The sequence below is a fragment of the Marinomonas sp. KMM3893 genome (assembly GCF_004352855.1).
Classification (GTDB): domain Bacteria; phylum Pseudomonadota; class Gammaproteobacteria; order Pseudomonadales; family Marinomonadaceae; genus Marinomonas; species Marinomonas arenicola.
Genome location: NZ_SJSC01000005.1, coordinates 48,237 through 66,124, shown reverse-complemented (window position 1 = coordinate 66,124; position 17,888 = coordinate 48,237). Strand labels below are relative to the sequence as shown.

Below are 17,888 nucleotides of genomic sequence, written 5' to 3'. Positions count from 1 at the left end.
CAAGAGTGTCTATCCCGTTAATTGATTTGGAAAAGCTCACGCACACAAATGATTCGACACGTTTGGAAGAGGTGAGGGCGCTTGATAAAGCATGCCGAGAAATCGGCTTTTTTTATCTGGTAAACACCGGCATTTCGAGTGACTTATTTAATAAACTGATGGCGACAGCGAAGACGTATTTTGCTCAGCCAGAAGACGTAAAGCGTGCCATTGATATCAAGCAAAGCCCAAATCATCGTGGCTATGGCTGCATTGGTGAGGAGCAGCTAGATGAAGTCTCCCATGCAGATTGGAAAGAAACGTTTGATATGGCGCTGGATCTGCCGATCGATCATCCGCTGGTGGCCAAATACCCAAAAATGTATGGCCCAAACCAAAACCCTACTGACCCGGCCGCTGTAGAAGTGTTGCAGGATTATTATGTGGCGGCGTTTGACGTGGCGAAGGTGGTGCTGACCAGTATGGCGCAAGCCTTGTCTCTTGAAGACGATTTTTTCACGCGCTGTTTCACCGACCATGTCACTGTGCTGCGAATGATTCACTACCCACCTCGTCCACAGAACGACCATGATAATGGCGCTGGTGCCCATACCGATTACGGCTGTGTAACCTTGTTGCTGCAAGACCAAATTGGTGGCTTGCAGGTGAAAAACCGTCAAGGTGAGTGGGTCGATGCTACCCCGATTGAAAACGCCTTGGTCGTGAACATTGGTGACTTGATGCAACGCTGGACAAATGACGAGTACGTATCAACCGCGCACCGTGTGGTGTCTCCAGTAGAAGGGGTTCATCGTTACTCCTTCCCATTTTTTGTTGAACCGGATTACGAAACCAATGTTGTCTGTGTTGAGTCTTGTCAGTCGGACAATAAGCCGGCGAAATATGAGCCAATTTTAAGCGGTGATTGGATACAGTCGCGCTTTGATGCGACTTACGCCTACCGTGAAAAAGAAGCGTAACGACAAAACGCAAGGAAGATGGCCGCTAGGCGGTCATCTTCATCAGATTTGGCAGGGGTTTAACCTGGTATCTGTTGTTTTTGATGCGTGCCATATGACCCTGTGGAATCAAGGCCCAGCCATCGCTTGATAGATCTAGGGGTTCTGACCCAATCACAATGTGCTTCTCAAACTCTTTGCAATATAAACTCGGTGCGTGATCATCGCTCGAAAAGCGTATGGCAATCATTTCGCTGCCATTGGACAAGATGGCGGTAAAACGAAAAGGCTCAGTGATCTTCTTTTGCTCCATTAAGTTGAGAATTTGGGAGATGGTTGCGGCAATGGCTTTTTCAGGATTCTCTTCTAGACCATTTGCAATCAGCAGTAAAAAAATCACTTCTGAGTCCGTGGCGCCACGTCGCTCACTGTACAGGTATTCTGGGATCAAACGATCAAGCTGCCAGCGTAAGTCTTCATAATCGCCAATTTGGCCGTTGTGCATAAAAAGCCAGTTTTTATAGCTAAAAGGGTGGCAGTTAGATCGATTGGTGGCGGTGCCTGTTGACGCTCGCACATGGGCGAAAAACAGCCCACTTTTAATGTGTCGGGCGAGGCTTTTTAAATTGCAATCGCTCCAAGCAGGCAGTATTTCATGATAAAAGCCCGGCTCTTCTCGTTCATCGTACCAGCCTAGGCCAAAACCGTCGGCGTTGACTGTCACTTCAGACTTTTTCGCACTTAGGCTTTGATGGATAAGGGAGTGTTCTTGTTCAAATAACAATGACTCAAGGTAAACAGCATCACCTTGATAAGCCATCCAACGACACATGGTTTTCTCCTAACGAAAAAGGGAGATAATCCTCCCTTTTTTAAAACGATCAAGGGGTATTTTACACCTTGAAATAACTAATTTTTGCAGACAGTTGCGACGCCAGATTAGCCAGTTGATCTGCGGATTCACTGATGGCGTGAATTGAGTCCGTGGTTTTCGACGCGATTTCTGTAATGTTGGTGACATTACGGCTCACTTCTGATGTAACGCTGGCTTGTTCTTCTGCTGTGCTAGAGATTCGATCGTTCATATCACGAATCTTCGACACAGACAGGTTGATGTTCTCAAGAGACGATTCTTCATGTTTTACTTGGCTTACCGCTTCAGTTGAGCGCTTATGGCTCGATGTCATGGCTTTCACCGCCGAAGCAGTACCTGAGTTGAGTAAGGCTATCATCTTCTCGATTTGTTGGGTGGCATTTTGCGTATTAAGCGCCAAGTGTCGCACTTCGTCCGCAACGACGGCAAACCCTCGACCTTGCTCACCGGCTCTGGCGGCTTCGATGGCCGCGTTAAGTGCCAATAGATTCGTTTGTTCAGCAATGCCAAGAATGACATTGAGTATATTACTGATTTCGTTTGTGTTGGCTTCCAGTTCGTTGATGATATTGGCAGAGCTGGAAATCTCTTCGGCTAATTCTTGAATGCTGCCAATCGTATTGGCAACAATTTTGGCGCCTTCATTGGCGGCTATTTCTGCATCGTGGGCGGCTTTACTGGCATCGCTGGTGGATTCAGAAACATGCACGGCAGTGGCTTGAATTTCTTGCACCGCTTGCGATATTTGCGAGGTCTCTTGTTGCTGGCGCTCGACCATCTCGGATGATTCATCGGTGATCTTGTTTAATGCGTTGGCGGAGCTGGTCAGCATGCTACTCGATTGTGCCACCTCATTGATAATACCGCGCAGTTGAGCGACTAGCTTATCCATGGCGGTTTCTAACATGCCAATTTCATCTTTACGGGTAGAGCGAGACTCTTTCAAGATGAGTTCACCTGAGGCGATTTCTTCCGCACGACGAACCGCTTTGCGCAGTGGCACACAAATGCCATTAACAATAATCAGACTGATCACCAGGCCAACAACAATCAGCACGGCGGCAATAATGCCACTGGCGTAGGTGCTTTGGTCCATGCTTTGTTCTTGCTGCTGGGTGGTTTTGTCGTTGTAGTCGTGGAGTGCAGTCAGTATCTCTTCCATCTGTGCATTGATGGCTTTTAAACTGGCGTCGGCGCTGCGGCGTGATTTGTTCGCCTGCATGGTTTTCAGCTTGGTCCACCATTGGTAAGTGGATGTGCTCGCTTTTAAGAAGATGGCTTGTTGCTCTTCAAGGGCGTCAATTTGCGTTAGTAAGACAGTGCGCTCTTCATTGGCTGGCATGGTGGTCAAAATACGTTTGGCATTTTCAATGCTACTGACCAGTTCGTTTGTGTATTTTTTGAATTTTTTCTCGGATTCTTTGATTTGCTCGGTGCCATAACCAATGATGGATTTGGCAATGGAGACCTGAAAAAAACCACGCTCGAACTCAACGGATTGCTGCAGCAAGAGCTGACGGCTTTTTTCTAAATTGCTCATTAGGTCTATGTTCTGGTTAGACAATGTTTGTAATTCGGAAAAAACTTTTTTACTGGAAATGGCGGAGTTCACACTGACGCCAATGATGACGATCGAAAACAACGCAATAAGAGAGAGTATTTTGGTGCGGACAGAAAAATTCAGCATGCATTAACCTAGTTGTCATTATGTGAGAGGTGACTTTATTATTTTGAGCAAAACATATGCCAATAGATACCGAGTATCGGATATCTTTTGTTCTAGCTTAATACGTGTGTAAATTGTTTGTCTATCTACTTGTTCGTTTTCATGAAGTATTCGCTATATATCGGAAAATAAAGGATAAAATCTCTGACTATCATAAATTCGGGAGAGGGAAGTTATGGTGTGGGGCTTGTTTGTTTTTTGAACTGAATGAGGGCGAATTTGAGGCAAATAAAAAAAGAGACACGGATAGGAAACGGCTTCCTGTGTCTCTTTGTTGTGCAGGTTTGTTGTGGGTTTTGCGTTATTGTGGTGCGCTATGGATGACAACCTTGTCACCCTCAACACGAAAGAAGAAGCAGTCGCGTCGATTGGTGTGGCAGGCAGGGCCTTTTTGATCCACTTGCAATAAAATGCAATCCCCATCGCAATCAAAAGACATGGACACTAAAGATTGTCGATGGCCAGAGCTTTCTCCTTTGCGCCAATAGGTTTGGCGGGAGCGAGACCAATAGCAAACTTGGCTTGTTTCCAGTGTTTCACGAATGGATTTTTCATTCATGTAAGCCAGCATTAATACTTCGCCTGTATCGTGCTGTTGTGCGATGCAGGCAATTAATCCGGCATCGTCTGTTTTAAGATTAGCGAGCACCTCATCCAGTGCTAGCGTCTCGCCTTTCTTCATGGTTTCAAACGCTTTTAAACTCATGCTTTGTTTCCTGTTTTGCTTGTCTTTATTGTGCATCTATTCGTTTTTCTGAAATGGCGCCTTTGCCGACGCCTTCAAAGGCATGAACCTCAAAGTGTGAACCAGGGTTTTCTTCGGCAAGAGTGTCGGCAATGTGCGCTGAAAGAGACTCTACCGTGGTGTCGCTGTTCAGCATGTAGACTTGCTCGCTGTCGATGAGCAGTTCAAACTGGCCTTGGGCACTTTCATAGCCAAACCTGTGATAGTGGTGCTCGTCTTCGTCGATCAATTCAAGCAGGTCTTCTTCTGTGCCTAAATAGCTGTCTTCCCAGCGTTTGGCCCATTCTTTTTCTCGTTCTAAACTGCGTTCACCGTCTTCATAAATTTCGATGGTTGAGCGATGGCCATGGGCGATGCGTTGGCAATTACCGGCATGCTTTTTTAAACCGTGGCTATATTGGTACTCGGCGCCATCGATGTTTTCAGGTGAAAAGCGTACGCGAACGGCTTCTAGTTCCGCTGGTAGCAAGTTCAATATTTGCGACTCTACCCAGGCCGCTGCCGCTTCTGGGGTGATGGTGCTCATCGGCAAGCGGCAAATAGCTTGGCTTGGTGCTTGGCATAGGAAGCGACGACCATCCGCATGATCAAACTGAAAAGAGACGCGATCCTTGTCTAAGGTGGTGAATGTGGTGCTCGGGTGCTCAGCCGGGATCGCGAGCATATGATCGATGTGATCATCTAGCCATTTCTTAATGTGTTTTTTGACAAGACTGAAGTCGCAGATCATGCTCTCGTCGTTAAGCTTGCCGGTCAGCACTATGTCTGTTTGCCAGCTTTCGCCTAATAAACCGCGCTCAGCATCAAAGTAGGATAAATCCACGTGCGTAAGGTTTTTAACAAATAGCTTCAAGTAGCCACTCCTCTAAAAATGATGGCGCTATCTTACCGTAAATAGCGAAACTGGTACTAATCTAAAAAACAACGAAAGGGTAAGGGGAGTGTGCATAAACTGTTCGATTTGAGGGGGGAAATGTTTTTTTTGCTAAGCATTTGAAAAACGTAGCAAAACTTGTTGATATTTCATCATGGCTGCGTATAATTCTGCCCCAAGGTCAACAGGCCTCCTTTATGGTGTCTCTGCTGGTCCCCTCGCAACGATAAACCGTTAACCTGGTCAGGTCCGGAAGGAAGCAGCCACAGCGGTGGACTTGTGTGCCGAGGTGCGGCTGGTAGAGATGCCACCTTAATCTCCATTCTGTAAAATCCCTCGAAAATTTATAAATTCAAATCATAAACTGTCCAAAAAATCGTCATAAGCTGTCCTAGTCTATTTTAAGTTGTTATTCCGTTACAGCTTATAGAAGGGGTATGTGTGCAATCGCTATCTTCGTAAGCCAAGTCCAAGCAAAAATATCTACAAATTCGCGAGTAGAAAGAACCACTCAACCATCATGTGTGAAAGTGGTCTAGAGTTTGACGCTTGCCTGAGCATCGAGTTTTCCTTTTTTGTCTCTTGTTACGAAGATAAGTCTTAGCTTGTTTACTATCAATGTGGCTATTAATTTGACGGGAAATTACGTCAATACCCGCCTGCCGTTAAAGACGTCAAGTATTTGGTGGTGTGTCGCCTACCAATACTTGATACCATTAAATATCAAATAAGCCTTTGTGTACCGGCATGGTTCTTGTCTTTAATTGTGTTGGCCTTAAAACCTCAGGTACGCTGAGTAATGTTTATAATACCTGGCTTACTTATAATCATTAGATTCCACTATAACTTGATGAGACATCTAGCTTTATGCTTGTTAGTAAAAAGAAGTATCTACACGACGTAGCGCAATTACATGAATATATCGATATTCTTGAGCAAACTGAAAACAGTTTAAAGCAAGAAATGTTATTTTACGCTCTTGATCAGCAAGGGGTTATTGTTGATGTTAATGAGCTTTTTGTTGAATCGATTGGTTTTACTAAGCATGAGTTAATCGGCATGCGCCTTAAGGATTTAGTGGCTGAGAAATCGCTCAACAAAGACCACTGCCGCCAGATGTTCGAAAACCTTAATGCTAAGGTACATTGGCATGGCGCTGTTCAGCTCGTGAATAAAGCTGGAACAGAAAACTGGTACCGATCAATTATCCAAATGTCGCCTAGACCAAATGGCGCTATTGGGTTCGATGTGTTTTCTTCTGAGCTAACTCGTACGATCACAAAATCACGAGAAACCGAGGACATGATTACGGCGCTTAACCGCTCCAATGCGGTTATAGAGTTCAGTCTCGACGGGATGATTTTAAACGCCAATGATAACTTCCTTCATGCCATGGGGTACTCTAAAAGCCAGATAATCGGCAAGCATCACCGAATCTTTTGCTCGGATGAAGAGGCTAATTCAGCGGCATACAGGGAATTCTGGGACACATTAAGGTCTGGAGTCTACGTTTCGGAACGTTTCAAACGAGTTCGTCGTGATGGTTCTGATATTTGGTTAGAAGCATCGTACAACCCTGTCTTCGATGACACCGGTGAACTTTATAAAGTCATCAAATTTGCCACTAATATCACCGAGCAAATGAATCGAGAATTAGCCACGGTTGAAACGTCAAAATTCGCTTACGACACATCGCTAAAGACAGACACGGCTGCCAAAAGAGGCATTGAAGTCATTCAAACAACGACGGCGACAATGGGCCAGTTATCGGAGCAAATGGCTAAAGCAACCGTTGGCATCACAGAATTGAGTGAGCAATCGCTGAAAGTGGCTGAGTTGGTTGGTAATGTCCGAGGCATCGCTGACCAAACAAACTTATTGGCATTAAACGCAGCGATCGAAGCGGCTAGAGCGGGTGAGCAGGGTCGAGGCTTTGCTGTGGTAGCGGATGAAGTGCGTCAGTTAGCGTCCAGAACAACGGTGGCGACTGGAGATATTATTAAAGTCGTAGAAGACAATAAGTTGCTGACTCAAAATGCCGTGAAGCTGATTGAAGAAAGCATGGCTAAGGTCCAAGTAGCCAATGAGTTATCTGAAGAGGCTGGTGCGGTGATGAATGATATTCACTTAGGCGCTCGACAAGTGCTTGAAGCCATCAGTCAATTGAACAGTCGACTTTAGTCAATGTTGTAAGCATAACGGCATGGGGTGTTGGGGGATGGTTGTTCAATACAAGAAGAGATCATCTCGTAAAGTTGCACCATGCCGGTATTTGGCGTGCTTAATTGGCTTTCTCTTGGTTTATGAGCGCTAGCCATTCTTCACTGTTAGAGCCGATGACACATTCGCCACCAACGCGCATTGAAAAGCGTAATAAGCAACGTTTTGTCTCTTCTGCAAAATTCTCTTTCGGTAAAAATTTAACGGAATCGACAAGCGCTTTGCAGTGTGGGGCTGTTTGTTTTCTGAGGGTGTAGTACACCCATTTTCCTTGTTTCTCGGGGGTAAGCAGACCTGCCTTATGGAGCAGTTTTAGATTGCGCGACACGTTATATTGCGTGTCACCAATGACATCCATTGCTTCAGCAACGTTGATTCTTTGATCAATATGAAGCAGAAGCCAGAAAAGACGTAGTCGTTTCGGGTCTGATAGCGCTTTTAGTGCATCGATGTACTTCTCGTCCATTATTAGCCTTTTAGAATGAATTGATTAAAGTCGTTATGTGTGTGCTGCTTGGGAGAATTCTGTATGCAGTGAGCACAGGGCTTTTGAAGATTATATCGTGCTTTGTTGTATAAGGCTGCAGTCATTGTGCTTCTGTTTATCTTGGTAAAGCCATTTATTCTTACGGCCTAAAAACGACCAGCGTACTCATTAGTAATGATACTGCCATTTTATGCCATTCTCATTGTTATCAAGCGTATCTGAAGGTAATGATGTCTGTTCTTTGTCTGGATTGAAAAATGAGTCAGGTAAGAATCGAATCGAATTTTCAAGAGCTTGATATTGGTATTCTACTTGTTCTTTCGCTCTGTAATAAAGGCAATTGATTTCCTTCTCCAAGATCACTAACCCCGCTTTATGTAATGTTTCTAAGTCATTAGTCACTTCTTCTTGCGGAGCGTTCATCCTATCTGTCGCCTCAGTTATGCTAATTTTTCTACCTGCGTTTAATACAATCCAGAACAGTTGCAATCTGTTCGGATGAGACAGTGCTTTTAAGGCATTAATATACGTTTCTTTCACGATTTATCTCCTTGTTATTGAGGGAAGCCAGCTGGGTGCGCGCCATTCGGTTGAATGGCGCATTCCAGTTAAATGACGTATTGGAAGAGGGGGCCGCCAATGATCGCTGCTATAAGTATGATGGACACAAATGCGACGACGGCTTTTCGCTTCAGAACGGCCGAAACCAACGCTATTTCAGGCAAGCTGGCGCCTGTGCCGCCGATAATTAGTGCAATCGCAGGCCCTAATCCCATTCCTTTTAAAATCAGAACATTCAACAGCGGTATGGCCATCTCGATGCGAAGATAAAGCGGGATCCCGATGACGGCTGCGATGAGGATGGACGACATATCGCCACCTCCAACGTATTTTTCTACAAGCTCGCCAGGTAGGTATGCCGCAGATAAACCGCTGATTAATGCGCCCAACAGGACGTAAGGGATTATTCTCTTGAACAGAGCCAGTGCAAAGCTTAGCGCGTTATTCATTTTTGTTGATGTTGATGGTGCCATGGAGATTGAGGCAGAGCCATTATTCATTTCTCCCAACTCTAGATCGCAGGAATTTGACGCTTGCTGCATTTCGCAATGAGACATGTTGGCGGTATTACTGCTCGCAGAGTGGCAGCTAGAAGGTGCTTTTGTATTTATTAATTCATCACCGCGCTTTATTTCATTCTTCCAAGGAGATTTAGATATTAACCAGCCGCCAATGACGGCGGCACTAAAGGTAACCGCGAGATAAACAGCAGCGACCTTAAAGCCAAAGGCGGCATAGACCATCGCCAGTACGATGAAGTTACATAAAGGGGCGGACACCAAGAAGCTTAATACTGTCCCAAGTGACACTCCCATTGACGCCATTCCCATGGTGACTGGTACGACAGAGGCACTACAAAATGGGGTGAGCATGCCAAAACTAGCCCCTAGCAATGACCCCCATTTCTCGTGTTTGGTGAGTTTCTTTTGGAGCTTTTCTTGCGGAAGGTACTCGCGCATTAGTCCTGTAATGATGGAAACCACGGCAATCACAATAGTTAGTCCGCCGCCAACGTGGATGAACTCATCCAATGCGATCATTAATTTTTCAGTATTCATAGTTCTTCTCTAAGGGTTGTTAAAACAAGAATCGCAATGTATACACATAAGCGCTATCGTGCAAGTGTTTTTATTTGTTGTGATCTTCTCTGTATAGCTAGGTTAAATCTTGTTTCTTTGTATTTAATTTACCTTCGGCTTGAGTGGCAGCAAGATAAATCGGGCATTTTAAGCCATCACTTATTTTATAAATGACAAGCGGAACTCACTATGCGTACTAGTAATTACCTTCTATCTACCTTGAAAGAAGCGCCTAAAGATGTAGAGACAACTAGCCAGAAATTGATGTTGCGAGCAGGAATGATCCGCCAATTAGCATCAGGGCTATACACCTAGTTGCCAACAGGGCTGCGGGTGTTGCGCAAGGTGGAAGGTATTGTTCGTCAGGAAATGAATAATGCCGGGGCGATAGAAATGCTAATGCCGATAGTTCAACCTTCTGGGTTGTGGAAGGAGAGTGGCGGTGGGCTAAGTTTGGCCCTGAATTGCTGCGTATAAAAGACCGTCAAAACCGCTCTTTTGTGCTGGGTCCAACTCATGAAGAGGTTATTACGGACATTGCTCGTAATGAATTGAAATCCTATAAGCAACTGCCTCTCAATGTGTTTCAAATTCAAACCAAGTTTCGAGACGAGATGCGGCCTCGTTTTGGTGTTATGCGATCACGAGAATTCACTATGAAAGATGCATACTCATTTCATTTAGATAAAGAAAGCTTGGTAGAAACCTACGCGAAAATGCATCAGGCATACTGTAATATTTTCACCCGTATGGAGTTGGATTTTCGTGTTGTGTCCGCTGATAGTGGGGCTATTGGGGGTGCGACATCCCATGAGTTTCATGTGCTGGCTGAGACAGGTGAGGATCTAATTGCATTTTCTACTGACTCCAATTTTGCCGCGAACATAGAAAACGCTGAGGCTTTATCGCCATTTAAGAGGCAGGTTATTGCCGAGAAAAAAATGACGCTTATTGAAGCGCCAGAGGTTAGAACAGTCGCGCAATTTGCTGAGCAATATGGTATTCCCATTGAAAAAACAGTCAAAACATACTTGGTAAAAGCGTCCGATAAAATGCAGGAGGGTGTTATTGCTCTGGTTGTTCGAGGGGATCATGAGCTAAATGAAACTAAGGTGGCGGCGCTTTGTGATGTGGCTTATCCACTCCATGTGCTTACGGATAGGGAAGCTTGCGAATATATGACTGGGGGCAAGGGGGCGCTCGGTCCGGTTGGGCTTGGTGTTCCATTGATTGTTGATCGCTCTGCAGCTGTGTTGGGCGATTTCATCGCAGGTGCTAATGCTGAAGGTAACTACTTCTGTGGAATAAACTGGGGGACTGATGTAGATGCAACCAAGGTGGCTGATCTGCGTAATGTGGTTGAAGGTGATCCCAGCCCTTGTGGGCAAGGAAAGTTATTTCTTAAGCGCGGTATTGAAGTCGGCCATATTTTTCAATTAGGTAGCCAGTATTCAGAATCTATGGGGGCAACTGTCCTTGATGTCTATGGTAGGCAGCAGGCCATGGAAATGGGGAGCTATGGGATTGGTTGTTCTCGTGTTGTTGCCGCAGTAATAGAGCAAAATAATGATGATTTGGGGATTATCTGGCCAGATGCGCTTGCTCCATTTCAAGTGGCCATCGTGCCTGTGAATGGGCACAAATCCAGTCGATTATTAGATGTGGCAGAAAGCTTGTACACAGAGCTTGTTTCTAAGGGTATGGATGTTTTGCTTGATGATAGAGGGGTGCGTTTTGGTGTGATGCTGAAGGATATGGAGCTGATCGGTATCCCTCATATTATTGTGATTGGCGAAGAGAACCTTAATCAAGGTTTTTTGGAGTATAGAGAGCGGCGAACAGGGAAAAAGCAACTGATGAGTGTTGATGTGTTAAAAGCATATTTAGAGACCTTGTAAGTCATTAATGCATGCAATTTCAATGGATTGATTTTTTTATGGTATTAAGCGCCTACAACATTGATTGAGGCATCAGCCGATATCAGCTGATGCCTCCTTAATATTGCGCCCCTTGTTGTGATAAGTTGCTGCCCATTGCCCCATAGATTTGTTTGCTTTGATTCGTGCATTTAAATGGAATGCGTTACGCCGCCATCGACCCGTAAGTTTTGTCCTGTTATATAACCGGCACCATCTGACAGTAAAAAAGCAATGGTGGCTGCGATTTCTTCGGCTTTACCATAGCGTCCCATGGGCACGCTCTCTCTTCGTTCATCCGTAGCGGGGAGGCTATCAATCCATCCGGGTAATACGTTGTTCATGCGAACGTTTTGCTTTGCATAACGATCGGCAAAAATTTTGGTGAAGCTGGCCAGCCCTGCGCGAAAAACGGTCGAAGTTGGAAAAACCTCAGTAGGCTCAAAGGCCCACGTGGTTGATATGTTCACTATGCTGCCACCGCCTTGCGCCGCCATAATAGGCGCGACCAGTCTAATAGTGCGTACCGCACTCAGAAAATACACTTCCATTCCTAAATGCCAGTCTTCATCGGATATGTCGAGAATGGGTGCGCGCGGTCCGTGACCGGCGGAATTCACTAGGGCGTCAATGCGTCCCCATTTCTCCATGGCTAGATCAACCAGCTTTTGTACATCGTCGATGGATTGGTTTGAACCGGTAACACCTATGCCGCCGAGTTCTTTGGCAAGGGCTTCGCCTTTACCGGAAGAGGACAGGATCGCAACATGGTAGCCATCTTCTGCGAGCTTACGGGCGGCGGCAGCGCCCATGCCAGAGCCGCCGGCGGTGATTAGGGCTACTTTTTGTTGAGTGTTTACTGCTTGTGGATTCATGGTGTGCTCCTTCATGCGGGTGAAGGAATAGTATGTCTAATAGTAGAAGATAGTTCGCGCGATAAATATGCGCGCTATCCAGTAGAAAAACTATTGATTATTGGTGCTGTAAAACGTGTTTTGGGTAGTGCGGAAGGGTCACTTGAGAAGGTATTTTGTGTGAGTCCACTGAGGCGCATCAGGATTTTGTTTGGCTATTGAAGTGGCAATGTCGCTAGCCTTGTGGCGTCTGCTGCTAGCGACACAGCTTGTTGCTTGATAAGAGGTTTATTTGATCTGTGCTGACGCGTCTGTTGTTTGCTGTTTTGAATGTGCTGCAAGGGGGATTTTGCGTTTGCCTGTCTGTATTAGGACGACGCCACCTAGGATCATACAAAGGGCTAAAATCACAGTGCCTGTAATGTCTTCGCCTACGATTGCACCGATTAAAACCGCCACGACAGGCGCGATATAAGTAGCGCCTGCAGCTCGCACTGGACCGAGTTTTTCAATAACAAAGTAGTAGATGAAGAAGGCGCCGCCTGTGCCAAATATGCCTAAGCCTAGAATGGCGCCAAGTAGAGCGCGTTGGTCGTTGGCAATGGCGCTAATGCCATCGAAAGGTGTTAGCACAAGCAAGGTAAGGGTGGCGAAACCTGTTTGCCATGTGGCTAAAGCCAGTGGTGGAATTTTTAGCGGGGATAAAAAGCGCTGGGCATAAACAAAAGACACCCCAAGGCTAAATGTGCCTGCTAGCATCCAAAGGATTCCTGCCAATTCAGCACCGGCGACACCTTCCCATGGTCGTGCGCTCACGGCAATGCCAATGAATCCTAGCAATACCCCAGCGCCCATTTGCCATGTGGGACGGTCTTGGCGTAGGAATAGAAAAGCGCATATAAAAGTAAAAATAGGAATGGAGCCACTCAGCAAGCCAGCGATGCTGGTGGGAAGGCGAGCGGTTCCTGCCACAAAGCCATAGTAGTAAAAAGTGGTGGCTAGTACGGACATGATGGCGAAGTGGGGGAGGTGTTTGAGTTGTTGGCGGGTAATGACTTTCGCTTTGATGGCGACCAGCAATAGTGGAACAAAGCCAAAAAATACGCGCAAAAAGACGGTTTGTGTTGGGGAAATTAAATCGGTTGCCCATTTCATAAAAATGAAGTTAGACCCCCAAATGACGCCTAAGGCGACCAATGCAAGATAGGTTCGAAACACCTTGTTGCTCCTTTATGTGGGCTGGTTTGTGCTTTTTGTTTTAAGGGTTAATTTTGTAAGTTAGTTGGGTGCGTTCAGTATTAATTTGTTTGCTTGTGTTTAAATTATAGCCGCAAAGCGGCTTTCTTTCGCGCGATAAATAAACATGCTAGCCTGTAGAAAAATTACAGGGTAGATGGATGTTGTATTCACGTCGTAAATTGCCTTCTTTAAATGCCTTACGAGCGTTTGAAGCGGCGGGCAGGAAACTAAATTTTCGAGCGGCAGCGGATGAATTGGGTGTGACCCAAGGTGCGGTTGCCCAGCAAGTGCGGGCGTTAGAGGAGCATTTGGGGATTGTCTTGTTTCAGCGTTTGCCCAGAGGTTTGATTCTGACGTCGCCAGGGGCGGTGTATTTTGCTGAAATCACTCGGGCGTTTGATGTGTTGGGTGAAGCAACCGAGCAGCTGTTGGCCAGCCCAGACACGGTCACCATCAGTGTGCCACCAAGTTTCGCGACAAAGCTTTTGATTCCGCGTCTAGCGGAATTAAATGCGGCTTTCCCTGATGTGGAGCTACGTACTGTGGCCACGGAGTCTTTAGCCGATTTCGATCGTGACCAAGTGGATATAGCGGTGCGTTTAACAAAAGGGGTATTTCCGGCCAACCTTGAGGCGCAATGCTTGTTTCAGCAAGAACTGGTTGCTGTGGCCAGTCCGCATTTATTGAAAACCGCAGAGCTTCCTTTGACTGCAAAAGAGGTGCAAGGGTTGCCGCTTTTGCATGACTCGCACCAGCATTGGCCTGCGTTCTTGCATTCTCGGGGCAAACTGCCTGGCGCGGTGTTTAATCAAACAACACTGGCGCTGGACGCCGCGTTGGCAGGCCAAGGGGTGGCAATAGCGTGTCGTGCTTTTGTGGCGCAAGATCTTGAGGCTGGGCGTTTGGTGCAAGTAATGGCCCAGTCGTTAACCATTGAACCTCATTATTTTTTAGTGCGTAAGCGCTTGCCTGCGCACAGAAAAGCCGCGCAAGACATCTGGGGTTGGTGTGCCAAGCGGCTTTCCTTCGACGCTGTTTCTGAATAAAGAGGGTGCCTTAATTTTGCTTGGCCTTGATTTTGCTTGGATTGTCCACTGGCTAAATTTTTCTTGTTCGTATATAATACCTGATCAGGTTTTCCTCAGAGAATTTCCAGAGTAATTTCGTTAAGGCGTGTAAGTTGTTACAGGCCTTGATCCCACCAAAAAAAGGTACACATTTACATGTCTGACGCTGAAATTCAGCCTACATTTGATTCGTTGGGCTTAATTGCCCCTGTTCTTAAAGCGGTTGCCGACCTCGGTTATGAGCAACCCTCAGCTATCCAAGCGCAAAGTATTCCATATTTACTAGAAGGCCGAGACCTTCTGGGGCAAGCGCAGACGGGTACTGGTAAGACGGCGGCGTTCGCGCTACCGCTACTGTCTCGCATAGACGTTACAGACAAAACGACACAGCTACTTGTATTGGCTCCAACTCGTGAACTTGCTATTCAGGTTTCTGAAGCATTTCAAACTTATGCTCGCCACCTTCCAGATTTTCATGTTCTGCCTATTTACGGCGGCATGTCATACGACACTCAACTTCGTCAGCTAAAGCGTGGCGTTCAAGTTGTTGTTGGTACTCCTGGTCGTGTTATGGACCATATTCGTCGTAAAACATTGAAACTAGATGGCCTTAAAGCGCTGGTTCTTGATGAAGCCGATGAAATGTTACGTATGGGCTTTATCGATGATGTTGAGTGGGTTCTTGAACAGACACCACCAACTCGTCAAATTGCGTTGTTCTCCGCGACTATGCCTTCTGTGATTCGTCAGGTGGCTAACCGTCATTTGAACAATCCTAAAGAAGTCAAAATCGTTACGAAAACATCGACTGCGACAACTATTTCTCAAAAATACTGGCAGGTAAGTGGTCTACATAAGTTAGACGCTTTGACACGTATTCTTGAAATGAACGAACACGATGGCATGATCATCTTTGTTCGTACGAAAGCGGCGACAGTGGAATTGGCTGAAAAGCTAACCGCTCGTGGTCACGCTTGTGAAGCCCTAAACGGTGACATTAGTCAGAATTTACGTGAGCGTACGGTTGATCGCATTAAGAAAGGTCAGATTGACATTCTTGTTGCAACCGACGTTGTAGCGCGTGGTTTGGACGTTGAGCGTGTTAGTCACGTAGTCAACTACGACATTCCATACGATACAGAGTCTTATGTTCACCGCATCGGTCGTACTGGTCGTGCCGGTCGTTCTGGTACTGCGATCTTGTTTGTTGCTCATCGTGAGCGTCGTATGTTGCAAGCCATTGAGCGTGCGACTCGTCAGCCGATCGAGAAAATGAACTTGCCAACTGCTTCTGATATTAATGAGCAGCGCGTAAGTCGTTTCAAACAGCGCATTACAGACACAATGGATAATGAAAACTTAGATTTCTTCTTGGAGCTTGTTCAAGGCTACCAAAAAGAGAACGAAGTTGATCCTTTGAAAATGGCCGCTGCTTTGGCTCACATGGCACAAGGCAAAACGCCTTTGCTATTGTCTGAGATGGAAGTGCGTCAAGAGCGTCGCGAACGTTCTGATCGCGGTGATCGTCCAGACCGTGGAGATCGCGGTGATCGTCCAGATCGCGCGCCACGTGAACGCAAGCAACGTCCAGTTACGAAAGACGCTATGCCATTGAAAGACGATCCAAATACCGCGATGACGCGTTATGTGGTTCAAGTTGGTTACAGCGATGGTGTTAAGCCAGGTAACATCGTAGGCGCGATTGCGAATGAAGCGGACATTGAAAGCCGTTACATTGGTCATATCGAAATCTACGAAAACTTTGCGACTGTTGATTTGCCAACAGATCTTAAAGCGGAAGCGATCGATAAATTGAACAAAACCCGTATTTGCGGTCAGCGTTCTGAGATTGCCAAACTTGAAGATGCAGATGCATTGAACAAACTTGCAGCAGCGCCGGCTCGCCGTCGTCCAAGCAGTAACGGTTCTGGTGATCGTCGTCGTCCGAGTAATCGCGATAATAATCGTGGTGACCGTCGTCCAAGAGCACCTCGCAAAGACAGTTAATCCTGTTTTGTAGCGTAAAAACATTAAAAAGGCTGAGCAGCTAAGTTGCTCAGCCTTTTTTTATGGCTTGTCGTATCCTGAAATAGGCTTGCGTCTCGCTTTGCGCTGTCTCTGTGTTGTGATTCTGTTAGAATCCCCTTGCTTTCTTTTTTTGACCAAAAGGCCTGTGATGAACGAAATTACTATAATCAAGCCAGATGATTGGCATCTTCATTTTCGTGATGACGATATGCTATTGGAAACCGTACCAGCAACGGCGCGTTGTTTTGAGCGTGCGGTCGTGATGCCAAACCTGGTGCCACCGGTTACGACGGCTGCCTTGGCGCTGAGTTACCAAGAGCGTATTTTGGCGGCTCGACCTGAGGGCAGTACTTTTACCCCTGTGATGACCATTTATCTTACCGATAAAACCTCGGTAGAAGACATTCAGGCTGCGAAAAAGGCGGGTGTGCTGGCGGCTAAAATGTACCCTGCAGGCGCGACAACCAATTCGGATTCTGGTGTGAATTCACTGGAGTCATTGTACCCTGTGTTTGAGGCGTTGGCCGATAACGACATGCTGTTGTTGATTCACGGTGAAGTGACGCAAAAGCACATTGATATTTTTGATCGCGAGAAAGAGTTTATCGATCAACATATGGTCAAAATCGTTGAGCGAGTGCCTAACTTAAAAGTCGTGTTTGAACACATTACGACAAAAGATGCGGTGGACTTTGTGCTGTCAGCGCGTGACGGTGTTGCTGCGACTATTACGCCGCAACATTTATTGTTGAACCGTAATGATATGTTGGATGGCGGTATGCGTCCTCATAATTACTGTTTACCAGTGTTGAAGCGTAACATTCACCAAGACGCATTGCGTGCTGTGGTGAAGTCTGGTTCGCCTAAATTTTTCTTGGGCACGGATTCTGCGCCGCACGCTAAGCATCGCAAAGAGTCGGATTGCGGTTGTGCTGGGTGTTACAGTGCCTGGTCTGCTTTAGAGCTTTATACGCAAGTGTTTGATGAATTAGACGCTTTGGATAAGCTGGAAGGTTTCGCTAGCCTGTATGGTGCCGATTTTTATGGCTTACCTCGCAATACGCAGACAGTCACTCTTGTGAAGCAGGCGTGGCAAGTTCCAGATAGCATTGTTTTGCCAAATGGCGACCCTATTGTGCCTTTCTTTGCTGGTAAGCAAGTCAATTGGAAGCTGAAATGACTGTGCTGAAATGATTGTGCTGAAATGACTGTGCTGAGATGTTTTTCTCACCATTAAGAGAGTGAAGAAAAGCCTTATAAAATACGTCGAGTTCAGCAAT

General features: G+C 46.1%; 14 protein-coding genes, 1 other RNA gene and 1 pseudogene. 7 read left to right on the top strand and 9 right to left on the bottom strand.

Features of this window, described 5'->3' with window-relative positions:
* Positions 1-5: 5 nt before the first annotated feature.
* A complete protein-coding gene (locus E0D71_RS12810; RefSeq protein ID WP_133003708.1) occupies positions 6-959 on the top strand; it encodes a 2-oxoglutarate and iron-dependent oxygenase domain-containing protein in 954 nt (317 codons plus the stop codon).
* A 25-nt stretch (positions 960-984) separates the two neighbouring features.
* On the opposite strand, the gene E0D71_RS12805 is transcribed toward E0D71_RS12810, so the two are convergent.
* The 4 genes from E0D71_RS12805 to E0D71_RS12790 all read right to left on the bottom strand — a co-directional run bounded on the left by E0D71_RS12805 (position 985) and on the right by E0D71_RS12790 (position 5,136).
* Positions 985-1,770, bottom strand: coding sequence for a class II glutamine amidotransferase (locus tag E0D71_RS12805; protein ID WP_133003707.1), 786 nt, complete (start codon positions 1,768-1,770; stop codon positions 985-987).
* 61 nt (positions 1,771-1,831) lie between these two features.
* Positions 1,832-3,499 (bottom strand): methyl-accepting chemotaxis protein, encoded by a 1,668-nt coding sequence (locus tag E0D71_RS12800; RefSeq protein WP_133003706.1) that lies wholly within the window; start codon positions 3,497-3,499, stop codon positions 1,832-1,834.
* A gap of 340 nt (positions 3,500-3,839) precedes the next feature.
* Positions 3,840-4,244, bottom strand: a complete 405-nt coding sequence (gene hisI / locus E0D71_RS12795) for a phosphoribosyl-AMP cyclohydrolase (RefSeq protein ID WP_133003705.1) — start codon at positions 4,242-4,244, stop codon at positions 3,840-3,842.
* A 25-nt stretch (positions 4,245-4,269) separates the two neighbouring features.
* Positions 4,270-5,136, bottom strand: coding sequence for a 6-carboxytetrahydropterin synthase (locus E0D71_RS12790; protein ID WP_133003704.1), 867 nt, complete (start codon positions 5,134-5,136; stop codon positions 4,270-4,272).
* Positions 5,137-5,364: 228 nt separating this feature from the next.
* On the opposite strand from E0D71_RS12790, the gene ffs reads away from it, so the two are divergent.
* An RNA gene (gene ffs / locus E0D71_RS12785) (signal recognition particle sRNA small type) lies at positions 5,365-5,461 on the top strand.
* 563 nt (positions 5,462-6,024) lie between these two features.
* A complete protein-coding gene (locus E0D71_RS17570) occupies positions 6,025-7,338 on the top strand; it encodes a PAS domain-containing methyl-accepting chemotaxis protein (protein ID WP_133003703.1) in 1,314 nt (437 codons plus the stop codon).
* 100 nt (positions 7,339-7,438) lie between these two features.
* On the opposite strand, the gene E0D71_RS12775 is transcribed toward E0D71_RS17570, so the two are convergent.
* From E0D71_RS12775 to E0D71_RS12765, 3 genes are all read right to left on the bottom strand, one after another.
* On the bottom strand, positions 7,439-7,843 hold the full coding sequence (locus E0D71_RS12775) for a metalloregulator ArsR/SmtB family transcription factor (RefSeq protein ID WP_133003702.1): 405 nt from the start codon (positions 7,841-7,843) through the stop codon (positions 7,439-7,441).
* Between the two features lie 189 nt (positions 7,844-8,032).
* Positions 8,033-8,404 carry a helix-turn-helix domain-containing protein gene (locus E0D71_RS12770; protein ID WP_165942998.1) on the bottom strand — a complete coding sequence of 124 codons (372 nt, stop codon included), beginning with the start codon at positions 8,402-8,404 and terminating at the stop codon, positions 8,033-8,035.
* A 68-nt stretch (positions 8,405-8,472) separates the two neighbouring features.
* Entirely contained in the window at positions 8,473-9,483 is a 1,011-nt protein-coding gene (locus E0D71_RS12765; RefSeq protein ID WP_133003700.1) for a permease, read from the bottom strand.
* Between the two features lie 210 nt (positions 9,484-9,693).
* On the opposite strand from E0D71_RS12765, the pseudogene E0D71_RS12760 reads away from it, so the two are divergent.
* Positions 9,694-11,402: pseudogene (locus E0D71_RS12760) on the top strand (proline--tRNA ligase).
* Between the two features lie 170 nt (positions 11,403-11,572).
* Here E0D71_RS12760 and E0D71_RS12755 read toward each other — a convergent pair.
* Positions 11,573-12,295, bottom strand: coding sequence for an SDR family oxidoreductase (locus E0D71_RS12755; RefSeq protein ID WP_133003699.1), 723 nt, complete (start codon positions 12,293-12,295; stop codon positions 11,573-11,575).
* A gap of 267 nt (positions 12,296-12,562) precedes the next feature.
* Positions 12,563-13,492, bottom strand: a complete 930-nt coding sequence (locus E0D71_RS12750; protein WP_133003698.1) for a DMT family transporter — start codon at positions 13,490-13,492, stop codon at positions 12,563-12,565.
* A gap of 179 nt (positions 13,493-13,671) precedes the next feature.
* Here E0D71_RS12750 and E0D71_RS12745 point away from each other — a divergent pair, with 179 nt between their 5' ends.
* From E0D71_RS12745 to pyrC, 3 genes are all read left to right on the top strand, one after another.
* A complete protein-coding gene (locus E0D71_RS12745) occupies positions 13,672-14,559 on the top strand; it encodes a LysR substrate-binding domain-containing protein (RefSeq protein ID WP_133003697.1) in 888 nt (295 codons plus the stop codon).
* A gap of 177 nt (positions 14,560-14,736) precedes the next feature.
* Positions 14,737-16,587 (top strand): DEAD/DEAH box helicase, encoded by a 1,851-nt coding sequence (locus E0D71_RS12740; RefSeq protein WP_133003696.1) that lies wholly within the window; start codon positions 14,737-14,739, stop codon positions 16,585-16,587.
* Positions 16,588-16,756: 169 nt separating this feature from the next.
* Positions 16,757-17,788 carry a dihydroorotase gene (gene pyrC, locus E0D71_RS12735; protein ID WP_133003695.1) on the top strand — a complete coding sequence of 344 codons (1,032 nt, stop codon included), beginning with the start codon at positions 16,757-16,759 and terminating at the stop codon, positions 17,786-17,788.
* Positions 17,789-17,888 lie beyond the last annotated feature (100 nt).

Coding starts and splice junctions, on each gene's coding strand:
- E0D71_RS12805 (WP_133003707.1), bottom strand. CDS start 1,770: ATGTGTCGTTGGATGGCTTATCAAGGTGATGCTGTTTACCTTGAGTCA.
- E0D71_RS12800 (WP_133003706.1), bottom strand. CDS start 3,499: ATGCTGAATTTTTCTGTCCGCACCAAAATACTCTCTCTTATTGCGTTG.
- hisI (WP_133003705.1), bottom strand. CDS start 4,244: ATGAGTTTAAAAGCGTTTGAAACCATGAAGAAAGGCGAGACGCTAGCA.
- E0D71_RS17570 (WP_133003703.1), top strand. CDS start 6,025: ATGCTTGTTAGTAAAAAGAAGTATCTACACGACGTAGCGCAATTACAT.
- E0D71_RS12775 (WP_133003702.1), bottom strand. CDS start 7,843: ATGGACGAGAAGTACATCGATGCACTAAAAGCGCTATCAGACCCGAAA.
- E0D71_RS12765 (WP_133003700.1), bottom strand. CDS start 9,483: ATGAATACTGAAAAATTAATGATCGCATTGGATGAGTTCATCCACGTT.
- E0D71_RS12755 (WP_133003699.1), bottom strand. CDS start 12,295: ATGAATCCACAAGCAGTAAACACTCAACAAAAAGTAGCCCTAATCACC.
- E0D71_RS12745 (WP_133003697.1), top strand. CDS start 13,672: ATGTTGTATTCACGTCGTAAATTGCCTTCTTTAAATGCCTTACGAGCG.
- E0D71_RS12740 (WP_133003696.1), top strand. CDS start 14,737: ATGTCTGACGCTGAAATTCAGCCTACATTTGATTCGTTGGGCTTAATT.
- pyrC (WP_133003695.1), top strand. CDS start 16,757: ATGAACGAAATTACTATAATCAAGCCAGATGATTGGCATCTTCATTTT.